Source organism: Deltaproteobacteria bacterium (genome assembly GCA_020848905.1).
GTDB lineage: Bacteria > Myxococcota_A > Polyangia.
Genome location: JADLHG010000001.1, coordinates 14,537 through 30,868 on the forward strand (window position 1 = coordinate 14,537; position 16,332 = coordinate 30,868).

Genomic DNA, 16,332 nt, shown 5'->3' on the forward strand with positions numbered 1-16,332 from the left:
CCTGTGCCGAAGGGCCCGATCCGGGTACGGCGCGCGAGTGTGGCGCGCGTCTCAGCGCGGGGACGAGCCGCTGCTATACTCACCGCGATCGGACCGACGCTCGCTCCGGCGAAGGCTCGCGACGAGGCGCGTCGTCCGACTATCCGAGGGAGGTGGCGCCATGCGGTACGGGAAAGCGACGGGGTTCTTCGGACTGGTCCTGCTTCTCGGGGCGGCCTGCTCGACCAGCGGCGGCAGCAAGACCGACGGCGGCGGCAAGACCGACGGCGGCGCGTCCGCCGCGGACGGCGCGTCTCCCGCCAGCGACGGCACGGTGCCGGGCACGGACGGGGGAGCCGCGACGAGCACGAACCTGGCGCTCCTCGGACGCAGCGTCACCGAGGGGTGGTTCGCCCACTGGGAGGCGGAGGGGAGCTACAGCCGCGGTCGTTTCTACCTGCAGCACAACATCTGGGAGCCCTACGACCCGGACGTGCAGCGGTGGCCCGAACAGGTGGCCGCGGTGATCAAGGCCTTCCCGGGCAAGGCGGGCGGACGAAAGCTCCGAGCGCTGCAGTACAAGCACTGCTTCGTGGACTTCACGGACGACACCGATCTGACCCCCTACAAGCGGATCGCCGAGGCGGTCTACAAGGAGGTCGTGACGAACGCGAAGCTGAAGCTCATCGTCGGCAACGCGCTGCCGTGGACCACCGCCGGCATGTCCGCCACGATCAAGAAGAAGCAGCTCGAGTGGAACGCCTACCTCGCCGACCTCGCGGCCAAACACCCCGGGGAGGTCTTCGTCTTCGACCAGTACGCCGTGCTCACCGACAGCGCCGGCGCCCTCAAGGCCGAGTACGCGGTGGCCGCCGACGACGCGCACCTGAACAAGGCCGGCTACGACGCGCTCGACGCGGCCTACTTCGCCTTCCTGGCGCGAACCTTACCCTAGTCTCCGCTACAGCTCGCGCCCGAGCCCGAGCCCCGGCGCGTTCTGGGGAAAGAGCGTCCCCTGCCGAAGCACCACCGCACTCGCGGACGGGTCGCCGATGAGATCGAGGTGGCCGTCGAGGTCCGCGTACTTGACGTTCGGGCGGGCCAGGGCGAAGTGCAGCCCCGCCGCGATGGCCAGCGCCGCCTCGTCCATGCACCCCACCATCACCTCGAGGCTGGCCGCGCGCGCCACGGCGTCGATCTGGATCGCGTCGGTGAGGCCGCCGACCTTCATGAGCTTCACGTTCACCATGTCCACGAGCCCCTTGCGCGCCAGGCGAAAGGCGTCCCGCACGTCCGTGAGACTCTCGTCGGCCATCACCGGGATCGGCACGTCCCGGGTCACCAGCCCGAGGAGCTCGGGGCGCCCCTGCGGCGTCGGCTGCTCGATCACCGACAGACGAGCGGCCTTGGTCTGACGGAAGAAGTCGAGCGACTGCTGCACGGTGTAGCCCTGGTTGGCGTCGAAGCGCAGCTCGATCTCGGGGCCCACCGCTTCGCGCACCTTCACCACGCGTACCGCGTCCGCGACCGGGTCGAGCCCCCCTTTCAGCTTGAGGCACTTGAACCCCTGCCCGACGAAGGCGCGCGCGCGCGCGACCGTTTCAGACTCGCCCAGGATCCCCACCGTGACGCTCGTCCGGATGCGGTCGCGAAAGCCGCCGAGGAGCTTCCAGAGCGGCTGCCCGGCCACCTTGCCGAGGAGGTCGTGGAGCGCCAGGTCGAGCAGCGCGAGCGCGGTCGGCTGGTTCGGCACCGCGCCGCGCACGCGCTCGAGGAGCATCGCGATGCGCAGCGGGTCCGAGCCCTTGATCGCGGGCCCGATCACCTGGTCCGCCGCCCGCAGCACGGACTCGGGGGTCTCCCCCGTCACGTGCAGATCGGGGGCCGCGCAGCCGTAGCCCACCGGGCCGCGATCGGTCTCGAGCCGCGCGAAGACGTTGGTCGCCGAGTCGAAGGTGTCGTAGGCGATGGTGTAGGGCTCGGCCAGGCGCATCGTCACCGACCAGGCCTGGAAACAGGTAACCCGCATCACCTCGCAGTGTACTGCGCCCCCCTGGACGCGGCGTCATTTTTCACCGACGGTGCGCGACGGTTTTCCGGCGGTGCGATTACACGCGTCGTTCGTAGATCTCGTCGAGCGTGAGGAACTTGATGTCCTCGATGAAGTGCACCAGGTGCTTGATCATGAGCTCCCAGATGCGGTCGCCCTTCTCCCGCGTGGCCTTGGTGGGGTCGCCAAAGACGCCGCTCGGCGAGAGCTGCGCGGTGTGGGCGTACCAGCCCACGCTGCGCTTCGAGGCGAAGTCGAGGTAGCGGCTCGTGAAGCGCGGCACGAACTCGCGCGCCTCGTCCATGTGCACGAGCTCCGGCCGCACCGCCAGGGTGGTGCTGGTCTCGATCTCGCCGGCGTGAACGTCGTTCGGCGTCTCGACGAGCGCGTAGATGTCCGGGTCCGAGGTCTCCCCCGACTCCACGCAGGTGAAGATCCGCGCGTCGCGGTTGATCATCTGCGCGGCAAAGTGAAGCGCCGGCCCGTTGCCGCCGTGCCCGTTGACGATCACGAGCTTCGTCACGCCGTGGCGCGCGACCGCGGTCCCCACCTCGTAGACCATCCGCGAGAGCGTCTCCGGACTCACCGAGAGCGTCCCGGCGAAATCGGCGTGGTGGTAGCTCACGCCGTAGGCCATCACGGGCAGCACCAGCGGCTTCGGATCGCTGCACCCCTCGGCCACCCGCCGCGCGAGGTAGTCGGCGTCGAAGGCGTCCGTGTCGAGCGGCAGGTGCGGCCCGTGCTGCTCGATGGCGCCGACGGGGAGCAGCGCTACGTCGCTCTCCTTGAGGCGCGCCTGCGCCTCGGGCCAGGTCATCTCGGCCAGCAGGTAGCGCCCGCCCCCCGGCGCGGGCTCGGTCGCGGGCGGCGGCGCCGGCGGTTCCTCCCCCGAGGTGTGCGGGGTCGCGATCGCCGGGTCGCTCAGCGGCTCGAAGTCGAGCCACAGCCGGCCGCTGCGCTGCACTGCCCCCTCGGCGTGCTGCAGGTAGATGCGAAAGAGCGCGCCCCGGAGGTCCGCCGGGATCACGCCGAGCGGCGAGCGCTCCGGATCGAAGCGCAGCTTCATCACCTCGGGACGCGGGCGGGCCTTGGCGCGACCGACGGCCGCCTCGGGGAGCAGTCCCTTGCGCGCGAGCAGATACGCCAGGTGCTGGGCCCCCTCCGCCTCCTGGTGCACGCCCCCCTCGGCCAGCGCGCGCAGACACTGCTCGACCTGCTTCGGCGTGTAGCCGCAGACGGCCGGGTCGGTCCCCATGGCCACCAGCATGCCGACGATGCGCCGGCACTTCTCGCAGGCCCCGCAGGGCAGGACCCGCTCCCCTTCCGTGTGCGTGGCGTGGCACGAGACCTGGAATTTGATCAGGTCGGGGTACCGCTCGGCGAGGATCTTCTCGATCAAGATCTCCGAGAGGGGCCGCAGGATCGAAAACTGCGAGACCCCGAAACCCTTGCGGTGGAAGTAGCGGCTCATCGCCGCGTCGAAGTAGCGGCTCTGGTCGAACAGACCGTTGTAGTGCGTGATCCCGCGGTGCGTGGTGCGCACCGTGGTGTCGTACTCGTCGCCGATGATCAGGCGCCCGATCCCACGCTTGCGCAGCAGCGGCAGCGCGCCGAAGAGAAAGACCGCCACGGTCCAGAGCCGGACCGGATACTCGTCGGCGCGCACGCGCGCGAAGTCGGGCCGCACGAAGGCCAGGTGCCGCTTCATCCAGGAGAAGAGCCGATCGGCGTTGGTCCAGACCCGCGCCGTGCCGGGCACGTTGGCCGCGAAGTGCCGGTAGGCGTTGAGCGCCGTGAACCAGTGCCGCCCCGCTTCGTTGACGAAGATCGCGTGGGTCTCCTTGCCGAGCTCGCGCAGCGCCCCGAAGGAGAGCAGGCTGTCCTTCCCGCCGCTCGAGAGCACCGCGTGGCGCGAGGACTCGACCCCCCAGCGCCGCGCCCCCTCCTCCGAACCCTGCACCGCAGTCACGGGCGGCGGGTCCTTGAAGTAGAGCGCCGCCCGCAGGTAGCTCTCGCGCTTCACCACCGGCAGACTCGCCGCCGGCCCGACGATGAAGGGGTTCGGCTCGAGGAACTTCTTCACGTAGATCTCGCGCGCCGTGTTGCGCGCCATCTCCTCAAGGAACTGCCGGTCCACCGCGTCGAACGGCCCGGCGAAGACGATCTCCTTGCAGAAGAGGCCGTAGTTGAGCGCGACCTGCGCGGCCATCATCGCCGCCAGGTTCTCCGAGGCCGGCTCGCCCGGTGTGAAGACCTCCTCCTCGAAGACGTACGAGAGCTCGAAGACATGGCTCCCCTCCTTCTGCACTACCCGGTAGGGGCAGACGAGGCGCGTGGGCTGGAGCTCGACGGGGCCGACCTCGAGCCGGCGGATCACCGTGAGCGGTCGCAGCGGATCCTTGCCGCTCTCGGGGACCTCGGGATTCGTCGTCGGGGAAGGAGCGCCGCCGTCGCCCGGCCGGGGCGAGGACCCGCGGGTGGTCATCCGCGCGCCCCCGCGCGCTTCGCGAGGTGGGGTCGCAGCACCTCGACGAGCGGCCCCGCCCCCTGGAGGAGCACGTCGCAGGCCGGACGTCCGGTGAGCTTGCCGATCGCCGCGCAGGCCGAGGGGACCTCCGCGAGCGGCAGGCCCTCGTGGTTCACGGTCACCGCGACCACGGGTCGCCCCGAGATGAGCTCGAGGGCCCGGATCTGCGTGTCGATGGGGTGCAGCGGGTAGCCGGGGAAGCCGTCGTACTCCTTGCGCGCGGGGGCGTGCTGGAGCACCACCACGTCGGGGCGGCCGGCGGCGAGGATCTCGAACCCCCCCGGATAGGCCGGGTTCATCAGGCTCCCCTGCCCTTCGATCACGATCGCCGCGGGGCGCTCCGCATTCCACGCCGACCAGACCGCGTGCTCGATCTCGCCCGAGACGAAGTCGTTGACCACCGAATCCATCACCAGTCCGTAGCGTGCCCCCTGCAGCCAGGCCGTCTGGCCGGTTCCCACGAGCTCCGTCGGGTACCCCGCCGCCTTGAGCGCGTCCACGAGCACCCAGGCGGTCGTGCGCTTGCCCACCGCCGAGTCGGTCCCGAGTACCGCGATCTTGAGCGCCGTGACCTGCTCGATCTTGCCGCTGAAGAAGTGCAGCGCGCTCCGCGGCGTAGGCTTGCGCACGTCGCGCAGGGTCACGTCCCGCGACGCGGCCGCGGCGGTGAGCTCGGGGTCCTCGGAGAGGAAGTCGTGCAGCCCGGCGTCCACGTTCAGCCCGAGGCGAATCGCCGCGAGCACGTCCTTGCGCGCGGCGGGATCGAGCCGCCCGCCGTCGGGAGCGAGGCCGATCACGAGGTGCGTGGCCGGGGTGTCCTGCGCCCGCGCGGCGAGGACCGCCTCCTCGACGCGGCCGTAGACCGGTATGCCTCGCGCCTTCCCGTCGAGGAACTCCGCCGCGTCCTTGCCCGCGTGCCGCGAATCGACGACCGACAGCACGCGGTAGCGCGCGGTTCGCCGCACCAGCCCGTGCGCCGTCTTGCCGTTCAAGGTGCCGAACGCGCCTTCGCAGTAGACGATCGCACAGCCGTCGAGAGGGGGATTCGCCGCCATTACTTTCTCCCGGTGAGCACCACTACGTAGCGGTCGCCCACGAGGGGCGCCTTCTTGTGCTGGTCGAGGAGCGCGACGAGCCCGGCCGTCGAGGCCGGCAGCACGCTCAGCCCCTCCTTCTCCCGCAGCATCCGTGCCGCAGCGGTCATGGCCTTGTCGCTCACGTCGCACCCCCAGCCGTGCGTCTGACGGACGGAGGCGAGCGCGAGGTCCCCGTCGATGGAATGCCAGTTGATGAGCGGCTCGTTGACCACCGTGTCGCGAATGCTCTCGGGGCGCAGGTCGCCGCAGACCGGCGCGCCCTTCATCACCGCCCGCACGATGGGGTTCTTCCCCGCCGACGAGCCGGCCACCATCTTGGGCATCCGCGAGGTCTTGCCGCGGCGATAGAGGCGCAGAAACCCTCGGTGGATCCCCGCGAGCGTGGTGCCGTTCGAGACCGAGCCGGCCACCACTGCGGGAGCGTCGCGGAGCTCGTCGTAGATCTCGTCCGCGATCTCGGCGTAGGCCTTGAGCTGGAGCGCCGTGTTCGCCCCGCCGGGGTTCGCGTCGTAGATCTCCTGCGCCTCGGCCCGCTCGCGTGAGAGCCGTACCGCGGCCTCGTAGTCCCCCGGCACGCGCACGATCTCCGCGCCGTGGGAGACCATCTCCTCCACCCGACGGGTGTGGTACGAGTCCGGTATGTAGATGATGCAGCGCAGCCCGGCCGTGGAGGCGGCGAGCGCCACCGCCACCCCGTAGTTGCCGCAGGTGGCGACGGTGATCGCGTCGTAGCCCCGCCGCATGGCGTCCATCGCCTGGGCGAAGGCGATGCGATCCTTCTGCGTCCCGGTGGGGTTGTTCCCCTCGAACTTGAGGTAGAGCTGACGCAGGCCGTAGTCGCGTTCCAGGTTTCGCGCGCGTGTGAACGAGGTGTCCCCCACCTCGGAGTCGAGGATGTTCTCGAAGGCCTCGAGGCGTACGTCGAGCGGATAGCGGCGGTCGGCCGCGACGTGCCGCTGGACCTCGAGGTCCGGGTCGATGATCGGCGCCTGGGGGCTCGCCTCTTCCACCGGGGAGTGGAGCGACGGCAGGTGCGGGGCCGAACCCGTTGCGGAATCGCCGTGCGAAGGCGACACGACCTCCCTCTGGCTAGGACCAGCCATGGACGCCTCCCACGCTCCGATAGGTCGGACGCACTGCTATGGGCCCATGGCATAGCGTGAATCGGAAGGTCCGTCCAGAACCTCGTCGCGGGGGCCGTCCCTTTCCGCCACGCGGGGCAAAATGCGGCGCAGGACCAAGGACCGCCTCGGCGGCGCTAACGATCCGCAGAGCCAGCCGAAAGCGATCGGCCGGGCCAGCGCGAGGCAAGATGCCCCGAGATCCCCCCGCACCCCGACGACGAATTTCCAGGGGCTTCCGGATGGCACGCGCCCTGCATTTCGTTCCCAACGCCGGCGCGAGATGCCGGCCACGAAGGAGAGATACCATGAAGAAGCTGCTGTCGATGTTCGTCGGCCTCGGTGCCCTCGCCCTCATCACCCCCGCCATCGCGGCCCCGAAGGCTGCCTCCAACGTCGCCAAGATGGACGACGAGGGCGGCGCCGAGGGCGGCGAGAAGAAGGGCAAGAAGAAGGCGAAGAAGGAGAAGGCTGAGAAGGGCGCCAAGAAGGGCGGCAAGAAGGCCAAGGGCGACGCTCCGGCCGAGTAAGCGCTTCTTCGTGTCTGAGATCGCGTCGGCGCCCGTGGCCGACGCCCACAGAGGGTGGCTTCGGCCGCCCTCTGTTTTTTTTTGCGCGGTCGCGTCTCCATCGTCACGCTTGACCGCGTCGCGTCGCACCACGTAGATAGGACGTCCTGGTTCGCGCACCCGAGGCATACCGACCCGCGTGATCGATCCCAAGCGCTTCGTGCTGATCGTGGGCTTCACGATCCTCGTGCTGCTGGCGCTGGGGGTCGTCGAGCTCTGGCTGCACCGGCGGCGCCTCCGCCGCATCCGGCTGCGCATCCACGTCAACGGCACGCGCGGGAAGTCGAGCGTGACCCGCCTCATCGCGGCCGGGCTGCGCGCGGGGGGAATCCGCACCTGCGCCAAGACCACGGGCACCCTGCCGCGCATGATCATGCCCGACGGCCACGAGTACCCCGTCTTCCGCCCTGCGGGGGCGAACATCCTCGAACAGCGCCGCATCGTGGCGGCGGCGGTGGCCAACGAGTGCGAGGCGCTGGTGGTCGAGTGCATGGCCCTCCGCCCGCGCCTGCAGTGGCTCAGCGAGTGGAAGCTCATCCGGGCCACCCACGCGGTGATCACCAACGCGCGCGCCGATCACCTCGACGTGATGGGCCCGGACGAGCTCGGCGTGGCGCTGGCCCTCGCCGGCATGATCCCCGTCGAGGGGACGCTCTTCACCGCGGAACGCCGCCTGGCCGACGTCTTTCAGCGCTGCGCCGCGGACCGCAAGAGCGCCTGCGTCACCCTCACCGAGCAGCAGGTCCAGTCCGTGACCTCCGAGGAGCTTGCCCGCTTCCCGTACATCGAGCACGCCGAGAACCTGGCGCTCGCGCTCGCCGTCTGCGCCGCGGTCGGCGTCCCGCGGGAGCAGGCCCTCGAGGGGATGTGGGCCGCGCAGCCCGACCCGGGGGTGATGGCGCACTACGAGGTCCAGTTCTTCGGCCGCACGATCCACTTCGTGAACGGCTTCGCCGCCAACGACCCCGAGTCGACCGAGCGTGTCTGGCGCATCGCCCTCGCGCGCTACCCGGAGGTCACCACGCGGATCGCCGTCTTCAACTGCCGCGCCGACCGCCCCGACCGGTCGCTCCAGCTCGGCAGCGCGTACGTCGGCTGGCCCCAGGCGGACCAGGTCGTGCTCATCGGCTCCGGGACCTACCTCTTCGGCCGCGCCGCGGCGACCGAGGGGCTCGAGGTTTCGCGCCTCGTCTTTGCCGACGATCACACGGTGGAGCAGATCTTCGAGGACATCGTCGAAGTGGCGGGTTCCTCCGCTCTGGTGGTAGGGATGGGGAACATTGGCGGCCTCGGGCTGCCGCTCGTCCGTCACTTCAGGAACCGCAGCGTGGTCGAGGCCGCCGCATGATCGAGCTCCTTCCTCTGGCCATCGGCATCGGCTTGGCGGTGAGCCTGCTCTTCTCCGAGTTCTTCGGCGTCACGCCGGGGGGGATGGTGGTCCCCGGCTACATCGCGCTGCACCTGACGAACCCGGTCAGCGTGCTCCTGACGCTCGGCGCGGGCTTCGCCACCTTCGCCGTGGTCTACGCCCTCTCGTCGGTGGTGATCCTTTACGGGCGGCGCCGCACCGCGCTCATGATCCTCGTCGGGTACCTCGTGGGGATGGGGGTGCGCGCGCTCCTCGGCGGCTACGTCGAGGACCCGGGCCCCGAGCTCTCGGTGATCGGCTACATCATCCCCGGCCTCATCGCCATCTGGCTCGACCGGCAAGGGGTCGTCGAGACGACCTCCACCCTGCTCACCGTCTCGGTGGTGGTGCGGCTGGTGCTGATCCTCGTCGTCGGGACGGACCTGCGCGGATGAAGAAGCTCTACTGGCGCCCGAGCAAGGTCTCGCGCACGGTGCTCGCGCTCGTCGCGCTGCTCTCGCTGGCGGGGATCGCCGCGGTGGAGCGGCTGCAGAAGCGCACCAAGCAGCCCTACCTGAAGGAGAAGCTCGCCGCGGCGCGCCTCGCGCAGCAGGCGCTAGCGGTGCTCAAGACGGAGCGCCTGCACCGCCAGCTTCCGGTGGACCGCGAGCTCGACCCGGCCGAGACGGGCCTCATCGGGCTCGCCATGTCGCCCATCACGAGCAACAGCGGACTTCTGGCCTCGAAGCAGACGTCGGCCAACCCCAACTGGGCGGCCGTGATCGTCCAGATGCTGAAGAAGGCCGGGGTGCGGGAGGGAGAGGCCATCGCCGTCGGCGCCTCCGGCTCGTTTCCCGCCCTGAACGTCGCCGTCTACGCCGCCGCGCAGGCGCTCAAGCTGAAGCCCGTGGTGGTGACGAGCGTCTCGGCCTCGCAGTTCGGGGCCAACATCCCCGGCTTCACCTGGCTCGACATGGAGCAGGTGCTCTTCGACCGCCACGTCTTCTCGTTCCGCTCCGTGGGCGCCTCGCTCGGGGGCGTAGAGGACCGGGGGCTCGGACTCTCGCGCGAGGGGCGCGCCGCGCTCGAGGAGGCGATCCAGCGCCACGGCACGACCCAGATCCGTCCCGCGAACTACCAGCAGAGCGTCGAGGAGCGGATGCGCCTCTACACCGAGCACGCCGGCGGCACGCCGATCCGCGCGTACATCAACATCGGCGGCGGCACGGCCTCGGTCGGCACCACGCTCGGAAAGAAGCTGTTTCGCCCGGGCCTGAATCGCACGCCGCCCACGGGAGCCGCGGGCCTCGATGCGGTGATGACGCGCTTCATCACCGACGGCATCCCGGTGATCCACATGGTGCAGATCGCGCGGCTGGCCAAGCGCTACGGCCTCCCCGACCAGCCCGCCACCATCCCCACCGTCGGTACGGGCGAGATCTTCTACCGCCAGGAATACAACGAGTGGCTCGCCGGGGCCGTCCTCGCCGCGCTGCTCGTGGTGCTCTACGCCTTCATCCGCTCCGACTGGGGGGTGCGCCTGCTCATGGCCACGCGCCGTGGCAAGGAGAGCGCTCAGCCCCCCCAGAGGATGGTGTAGCGGTCGCCCGTTGGGTGCCTCCTGGCCGGCCTGGGCCATCCGCACCCCCACAAGGCCCCTGCACCGCCTTTCCCTCGGCTGCCGCTCTCTCCCGGTCGAGCTCTTGACGTGCAGTCCTCCGTGATTACCGATGACACCAGAACACGTCGGGAGACGGCCTTCGCCGCCCCGCTGAATAGAAAACCAGAGGAGGTAAACCATGCTTACGCGATGGAGTGATGTCGACCGTGCCTTCTTGATGATGGACGAGCTTCAGCGCCGCATGAGTCGGATCTTCGAGGAGTACGACGGGGAGCGCTGGCCCGGCTCCGCACGGCTGACCACCGGCACCTGGCCCCTGGTGAACCTGTACGACGCGGGTGACGACCTGGTGATCACGGCCCAGGTGCCGGGCCTGTCCGAGAAGGACATCCAGCTCACCGCGAACCAGGATCAGCTCACGCTGAGTGGCGAGCGAAAGGTGGCCGCGCCCGAGGGCTACTCGGCGCACCGGCAGGAGCGTGGCAGCGTGAAGTTCTCTCGCAGCTTCACCTTCCCTTGCAAGGTGAACCCGGAGAAGACCGCTGCCACGGTCAAGGATGGCCTGCTGACGGTCAAGCTGGCCAAGGCTGCCGAGGCCAAGCCGCGGCAGATCTCCGTGAAGGCTGCGTAACGATCGCCAGAGGGCGAGACGAGAGGAGGTTTCCCATGTCAGACGCGCTCGAGAAGTATCAGGACAAGACTCCGGAACAGGTCCGGGAGCGGCCCTGGACGGCGCCCCGGGTGGATATCTACGAAAACGACGACGAGGTCCTGTTGCTGGCGGACGTCCCGGGGGTGCACCGGGACAACCTGAAGATCCACCTGGACAACGAGCAACTCACCCTCTCTGCACGTCTGGAGGAGACGCAGGGAGGCGAGGCCCTGCGACGGGAGTACCACGCCGTCGACTTCTGGCGGAGCTTCGTCGTGCCGGCCGGCATTGACGGCCGCAGGATCGCCGCGGACCTGAGGAACGGTGTGCTGAGCCTGCACCTACCGAAGTCCGAGGGGCTGAAGCCACGGCAGATTCAGGTGAAGGCCGCTAGCTAGCGGAGGGTGGCCACCTGGTCGGGGCGCGGGGTCCAGGTCGGGACCGCCGCCCCGACCCCTCGCTCTGCGTGTCCGTCGCATCGACGCGGCAACGGCGCACGCACTAGCAGAGGATCCGTCCCCGAGGCTCATACCGGTCAAGGCGCGCGGATGAGGAGACTACCGAGCGGCTAGCTATTCGGAGGTGCACCATGAGGAGACGGCTGTTCTTCGCCGGAGGTCTCTCCACAGGGCCGGCACTGCTCGCGCTGCTGGTGTGGTCAAACGCTTGCTCGCATCAACGAGCCGGTCTCGAGAGCGAGACCCGAACCCAGGTCCCGGATCTCTTCGTGCCCTACCCCGCGTTCGCCCAAACCCGGGGCCGCACGAACGTCTCCATCGCCGACATCGCCGAGCAGAGCCTGCCGGCGGTGGTCAATATCTCCTCGACGAAGGTCATCCGTCAGGACGGTGAGGAGATGCGCGCCCCGTTCTTCAACGACCCCTTCTTCCGTCGCTACTTCGGCGACGAGTTCTTTCCCTTCCACGATGTGCCGCGGGAGCGCCGAGAGCGAAGCCTGGGCTCCGGAGTCATCGTCGGAAGTGACGGCACCGTCCTCACCAACAACCACGTGGTAGAGCGCGCGGAGAGGATCCGCGTCACGCTGGCGGACAAGCGCGAGCTCGATGCCAAGATCATCGGCACGGATCCGAAGAGCGATCTGGCCGTGCTGAAGCTCGCGGGAGCGCCAAGGAACCTCCGACCTCTGCCGTTCGGAGACTCGAATCGGCTGCGTCTGGGGGACGTGGTAATCGCCATCGGCAACCCCTTCGGTGTCGGGCAGACCGTGACCATGGGCATCGTCTCGGCGAAGGGACGGGCCAACATGGGCATCGTCGACTACGAGGACTTCATCCAGACCGACGCCGCCATCAACCCGGGAAACTCCGGAGGGGCACTCATCAACATGGCGGGCGAGCTGGTGGGCATCAACACGGCCATTCTCTCGAGGACGGGGGGCTATCAGGGCATCGGCTTCGCCATCCCGTCGAACATGGTGCGACCGATCGTGGAGAGCCTCACCAGGCACGGCAAGGTCATCCGTGGCTGGCTCGGTGTGGCGATCCAGGACCTGACCGAGGAGCTGTCCAGGGCGATGGGGCTCAAGAGCACCAGGGGCGTGCTCGTCGGCGACGTGGCATCGGGCTCGCCGGCGGACAGGGCCGGCATGAGGCGCGGTGACGTGGTGGTGAAGATCAACGGCGAAGAGGTGGACAGTGCCAGCCGCCTGAGAAACGTCGTCGCCGCCGCGGGGAAGGGAGCCAAGGTCAAGCTCGAGACGATGCGTGGCCACAGGCGCAGGACCTTCGAGCTGGAGCTCGGAGAGCTGCCGACGGCCATCGGTGGGCAAGCCAGGATCGACAAGGGCGATGGCTCGCTGGGTGGGCTGACTGTGGCCAGCTTGAGCCCGATGCTGCGCGACAAGTACCGCATCCCGGAGAGGTTAGCCCAGGGCGTCGTGGTGCAGGCCGTCGCGTCCGAGAGCCCGGCGTCGCGCGCCGGACTTCGGGAAGGGGACGTCATCCTCGAGCTCAACCGGGAGACGGTGACGAGCGCCGAGCAGTTCGCCAAGCTGAGCGAGACCGCCAGGGGAAGGATCCTGCTGCTCGTCTATCGCGACGGCCACACCGTGTACCTTCTCCTAGGACGGTAGGTGAGTGCCGTACTACGCCTTCCTCCGCTCCGAGTGGGGCTGCGCCTGCTCATGGCCACGCGCCGCGGCAAGGAGAGCGCTCAGCCCCCCCAGAGGATGGTGTAGGGCGAGCGCGCGGCGCAGCGGCCGAGGAGCGCGGACGCGACGCAGCATTGACATGTCGCCACGTGAGTGGTACGCGATGCGGTAGTTTTGACCCTGCGAGCGACTAGGGGAGCGCGCGCAGCCACACCGCACGAGGGGGAACATCATGAGATCTTCGTTCGTTCGTTCGTTCTGAAGCTGGTCCCGGGGCCCACGTCCTGGCCATTCTAACGGTCTGTTGCCTGCCGGCCTGTAGTCGTCCCACGAGTCCGCGCGGGCAATGGGAACGCAGCGCCACGGATCCCTACGCCTGGGCCCTGCAACAGGAAGCCTCGCAGTCCACAGCGCTCCGACAGCTCGCCTCCCCGCATCTCAAGGCTACCGAACACGTGGTGCACGCCGTCACCAAGACCTTTGCTCACGGGGCCGTCCACCGGCTGGTCCTTCTCGACACGGCGACCCACGAGACGCGGAAGATCGACCTCGATGCGGCCGGGAAGCGCGTCGCGTACTCCGGCGAGGTGGCCAAGGCGGTGGCCCAGCAGAGGTCCCAGTTTGGCAAGCTCACCCCTGGTCTGCACGCTGCGCTCCGTTCCGCACCGGCTACCTCGCTTCACGAGGTTCAGATCGAGCACGCGGTTCCGCTTTTGCCGGCGAAACCCACCCAGCCTTCCCCGAAACTCTGGGCAGCCTATCGCGCGGCCGTCGTGGCGGCGCTGCGCCCGGTCGGGGATGCGGTCGCCGCCGAAATCGCTGCGCAGGGCGGCCAGGTCCTCTGGCGCGGCGAGTTCACGCCCTCGATCGAGGCCCGGCTCCCGAGGGAGGCTCTCCTCGGAGCCCTCCGTGACCATCCCTCGGTCGAGCTGATGGCGGCGACGAAGCGCGGTCAGAAAGGTGTGGCGCAGTCCTGGGCGTCCACCAGCGACCTGAAAATCCCGGAGGCCTTCTACATCAACGCAGCCTACTTCTACGGCGCCGCAGTCAAGGTAGGGCTCACCGGCGACAACTGCCTGGGCCGAAACCCCTGGTTTCACTTCTCGGCGATGGTCCCGCAGCAGGTCCACGGTTGCACGAGCCACACAGCCTGCGACGGGGTCTGCCTTGACAGCGATCGTGGGGCGATGGCGCCCGAATACTGCTACGCAGCCTGGCCCGGCGGCTACTGCGCGGGTCAGCATCAAACCATGGTCCTCGGGATGATCGGCCACGACCTGCTACCCGGGGCGCGGGGTGCCCCGCGGGCGCAGATCTACTTCGCCAACAACGTGCAGCAGAGCCACGCGGCGAACTTCGAGTGGCTGCAAAACCAAGGAGTCACTCTCGTGAACGAGAGCTGGGGGCACGGTCGCATGGACCCCACGGCCCAGGATCGGTTCACGCGGCTCGGAATGACCGTGGTGAAGTCGGCGAGTCAGATACCTATCGACACCGTGGCGGACTGCGTGGCCTCGAACGTCCTTTGCGTCGGCGCCTATTCAGCCGTTAGGTCCTTCTGGAATCCCACGGCGACGCTGAATCCGACGAGCTGCGAGGGACTGGGCAGTGGCTGCGATCGCGAGGTGCCGGATATCACGTTTCACGGCGGGGTGAGTACCGTGACGACCAGCAATGCCCCGAGCGGTGGCCCGATGACCGACGTCGGAACCAGCCTGGCCGCGGGGGCGGCCACGGCGCTGGTGACCCTCCTGCAGGAGCGCTGGCCGTCGTTCTTCCAGTACTGGCCGGAGGTCACGCGCGCGGCGCTGATGGCCTCTGCCTGCAGCCGTTGGATCAGCGCACCCTACAACTACTGCACCCACGACGTCGTCGCCCCGCACGGTGAAAAATCCTACTCCGACCATCTGGACTCGGATGAGCAGGACGGTGCGGGAGTGCCCGACGCCGACCGGATCCAGCAGATGATGTACGTGGGACATGTGCGCCCGCCCGAGACCTGGACCCCCACCAGCTTCGACAGCGTGACCCACAAGCGAACCCTGGTCAGCCTGTGGCTCACCGCGGGCCAGCGTGTGCGGGCGGTCCTCTCCTGGGAGGGATGTCCCGGCTACGGCGTGCAATCCGACTTCGACCTCAGGGCGCGCCGGGTAAACAGTCCCCCGCCGCTCACCGACATCCAGGTCAGCCAGGGCGGGAACTCCTACGACAACGCCTACGAGATTATCGAGTTCAAGGCACCTACCACCGGCGACTACGTCATCGAGGCGCAGTACTACGGCTGGAACGGGTGCCCGAGTTGGGGCGGGTCTATGGCCGTCGGGGCAGGCTTCGCGTACGACGTCATCCCGGTGAGCTGAGCCATGCGCGCGGCGCTTGCAGTGATCCTCTGTTTCTCCTCCGCTGGGTGCGCCGAGGCCGACTTCGATCGCGCCAAGGACTGCACGTTGGAAAAGATCTGTCGTCCCTGGGAGCCCGGGTGGTACGGGTGTGGAGCCGGCATAGGCTTGGACCCCGAGCAACGGTGCTGCGGCGCCGTGGGGCATATCGTGGCGAAGGCCTGCGACGCCGCAGGACGCTGCTACATGTTCGGCAGTACCTGCGTGCCCTACGGCTTCCAGTATCCCTGGCCGGACGCGCGGGTCCCCGACGGCCAGCCTGCTCCTGACAGCCGCGCCGACGCGTGGCGGTGGGACGCGAACCCCACCCGCCCACGCGACGCCGCTCGCGACACGCGCTAGCGGACCACGCGCGCTGGCGGACCACGCGTCCCATCAGACGGGCCGTGCGTCCGCAACGGTGGTCAGAGGCTCTTCTTCACGTGCGCGACGATCTCCCGCACCTCCTTGCGGAACTGCTCGTAGTCGATCTGCTGCGCGTTGATGAAGGTGCTCCCGAACATGCTCAGCGCGCCCATCGCGCTGGCCTCGGCCACCTCGGCGTCGGTGGCGCCGAAGAGCCGCGCCGCCTCGGTGTGAAAGAGCGCGCAGTAGCGGCAGCGCGTGGCGCCCGAGATCGCCACTCCGATGAGCTCCTTGTACTTGTTCGGGATCTTCGTCTCCTGGAGCCAGAAGTCCTCGGACATGCTCCAGAAGCCCTGCAGCGCCCCGTCGGGGAGCTGCTCTACCCATTTGGGCACGACGCCCAGCTTCTCTTTGACCTCGCGATACACCTCTTGTCGGGTTGCCATGGTTCCCACTCTCCTTCCCACTCCCACCCTCCAGATAGCACCGCGCGGCGCAGGAGCAAGTGGCTCGC

At 68.9% G+C, this 16,332-nt stretch carries 15 protein-coding genes; 10 read left to right on the forward strand and 5 right to left on the reverse strand.

Going from position 1 to position 16,332, the window contains the following annotated elements:
• Nucleotides 1–160 precede the first annotated feature (160 nt).
• On the forward strand, nucleotides 161–934 hold the full coding sequence (locus tag IT371_00070; GenBank protein ID MCC6746016.1) for a hypothetical protein: 774 nt from the start codon (nucleotides 161–163) through the stop codon (nucleotides 932–934).
• 6 nt (nucleotides 935–940) lie between these two features.
• Here IT371_00070 and IT371_00075 read toward each other — a convergent pair whose 3' ends face one another.
• From IT371_00075 to IT371_00090, 4 genes are all read right to left on the reverse strand, one after another.
• On the reverse strand, nucleotides 941–2,008 hold the full coding sequence (locus IT371_00075) for a dipeptide epimerase (protein MCC6746017.1): 1,068 nt from the start codon (nucleotides 2,006–2,008) through the stop codon (nucleotides 941–943).
• Between the two features lie 79 nt (nucleotides 2,009–2,087).
• Nucleotides 2,088–4,514, reverse strand: a complete 2,427-nt coding sequence (locus IT371_00080; protein MCC6746018.1) for a creatininase family protein — start codon at nucleotides 4,512–4,514, stop codon at nucleotides 2,088–2,090.
• A complete protein-coding gene (locus IT371_00085; protein MCC6746019.1) occupies nucleotides 4,511–5,611 on the reverse strand; it encodes a DUF1611 domain-containing protein in 1,101 nt (366 codons plus the stop codon). The genes IT371_00080 and IT371_00085 overlap by 4 nt, the downstream gene beginning before the upstream one ends.
• Nucleotides 5,611–6,756 carry a pyridoxal-phosphate dependent enzyme gene (locus tag IT371_00090; GenBank protein ID MCC6746020.1) on the reverse strand — a complete coding sequence of 382 codons (1,146 nt, stop codon included), beginning with the start codon at nucleotides 6,754–6,756 and terminating at the stop codon, nucleotides 5,611–5,613. The genes IT371_00085 and IT371_00090 overlap by 1 nt, the downstream gene beginning before the upstream one ends.
• Nucleotides 6,757–7,082: 326 nt before the next feature.
• Between IT371_00090 and IT371_00095 the strand changes: the two genes are divergently transcribed.
• The 9 genes from IT371_00095 to IT371_00135 all read left to right on the forward strand — a co-directional run bounded on the left by IT371_00095 (nucleotide 7,083) and on the right by IT371_00135 (nucleotide 15,815).
• The gene (locus IT371_00095) at nucleotides 7,083–7,304 is read left to right on the forward strand and encodes a hypothetical protein (GenBank protein MCC6746021.1); all 222 of its coding nucleotides are present in this window, start codon (nucleotides 7,083–7,085) and stop codon (nucleotides 7,302–7,304) included.
• A 205-nt stretch (nucleotides 7,305–7,509) separates the two neighbouring features.
• Nucleotides 7,510–8,691 (forward strand): poly-gamma-glutamate synthase PgsB, encoded by a 1,182-nt coding sequence (gene pgsB / locus IT371_00100; protein ID MCC6746022.1) that lies wholly within the window; start codon nucleotides 7,510–7,512, stop codon nucleotides 8,689–8,691.
• Nucleotides 8,691–9,146 carry a poly-gamma-glutamate biosynthesis protein PgsC gene (gene pgsC, locus IT371_00105; protein ID MCC6746023.1) on the forward strand — a complete coding sequence of 152 codons (456 nt, stop codon included), beginning with the start codon at nucleotides 8,691–8,693 and terminating at the stop codon, nucleotides 9,144–9,146. Before pgsB ends, pgsC begins: the two co-directional genes overlap by 1 nt.
• Nucleotides 9,143–10,291 carry a poly-gamma-glutamate system protein gene (pgsW, locus tag IT371_00110; GenBank protein MCC6746024.1) on the forward strand — a complete coding sequence of 383 codons (1,149 nt, stop codon included), beginning with the start codon at nucleotides 9,143–9,145 and terminating at the stop codon, nucleotides 10,289–10,291. Before pgsC ends, pgsW begins: the two co-directional genes overlap by 4 nt.
• A 199-nt stretch (nucleotides 10,292–10,490) precedes the next feature.
• Nucleotides 10,491–10,943 carry an Hsp20/alpha crystallin family protein gene (locus IT371_00115; protein ID MCC6746025.1) on the forward strand — a complete coding sequence of 151 codons (453 nt, stop codon included), beginning with the start codon at nucleotides 10,491–10,493 and terminating at the stop codon, nucleotides 10,941–10,943.
• A 35-nt stretch (nucleotides 10,944–10,978) separates the two neighbouring features.
• On the forward strand, nucleotides 10,979–11,362 hold the full coding sequence (locus IT371_00120; GenBank protein ID MCC6746026.1) for an Hsp20/alpha crystallin family protein: 384 nt from the start codon (nucleotides 10,979–10,981) through the stop codon (nucleotides 11,360–11,362).
• Between the two features lie 191 nt (nucleotides 11,363–11,553).
• Nucleotides 11,554–13,056: a DegQ family serine endoprotease gene (locus tag IT371_00125; GenBank protein ID MCC6746027.1), complete on the forward strand. Its 1,503-nt coding sequence runs from the start codon at nucleotides 11,554–11,556 to the stop codon at nucleotides 13,054–13,056.
• A 473-nt stretch (nucleotides 13,057–13,529) separates the two neighbouring features.
• Complete coding sequence (locus IT371_00130) at nucleotides 13,530–15,434, forward strand: S8 family serine peptidase (protein ID MCC6746028.1); 1,905 nt, start codon at nucleotides 13,530–13,532, stop codon at nucleotides 15,432–15,434.
• Between the two features lie 3 nt (nucleotides 15,435–15,437).
• Nucleotides 15,438–15,815 carry a hypothetical protein gene (locus IT371_00135; protein ID MCC6746029.1) on the forward strand — a complete coding sequence of 126 codons (378 nt, stop codon included), beginning with the start codon at nucleotides 15,438–15,440 and terminating at the stop codon, nucleotides 15,813–15,815.
• A gap of 62 nt (nucleotides 15,816–15,877) precedes the next feature.
• Here the strand turns inward: IT371_00135 and IT371_00140 are convergent, their stop codons facing one another.
• Nucleotides 15,878–16,264: a carboxymuconolactone decarboxylase family protein gene (locus IT371_00140; protein ID MCC6746030.1), complete on the reverse strand. Its 387-nt coding sequence runs from the start codon at nucleotides 16,262–16,264 to the stop codon at nucleotides 15,878–15,880.
• Between the last annotated feature and the right edge of the window lie 68 nt (nucleotides 16,265–16,332).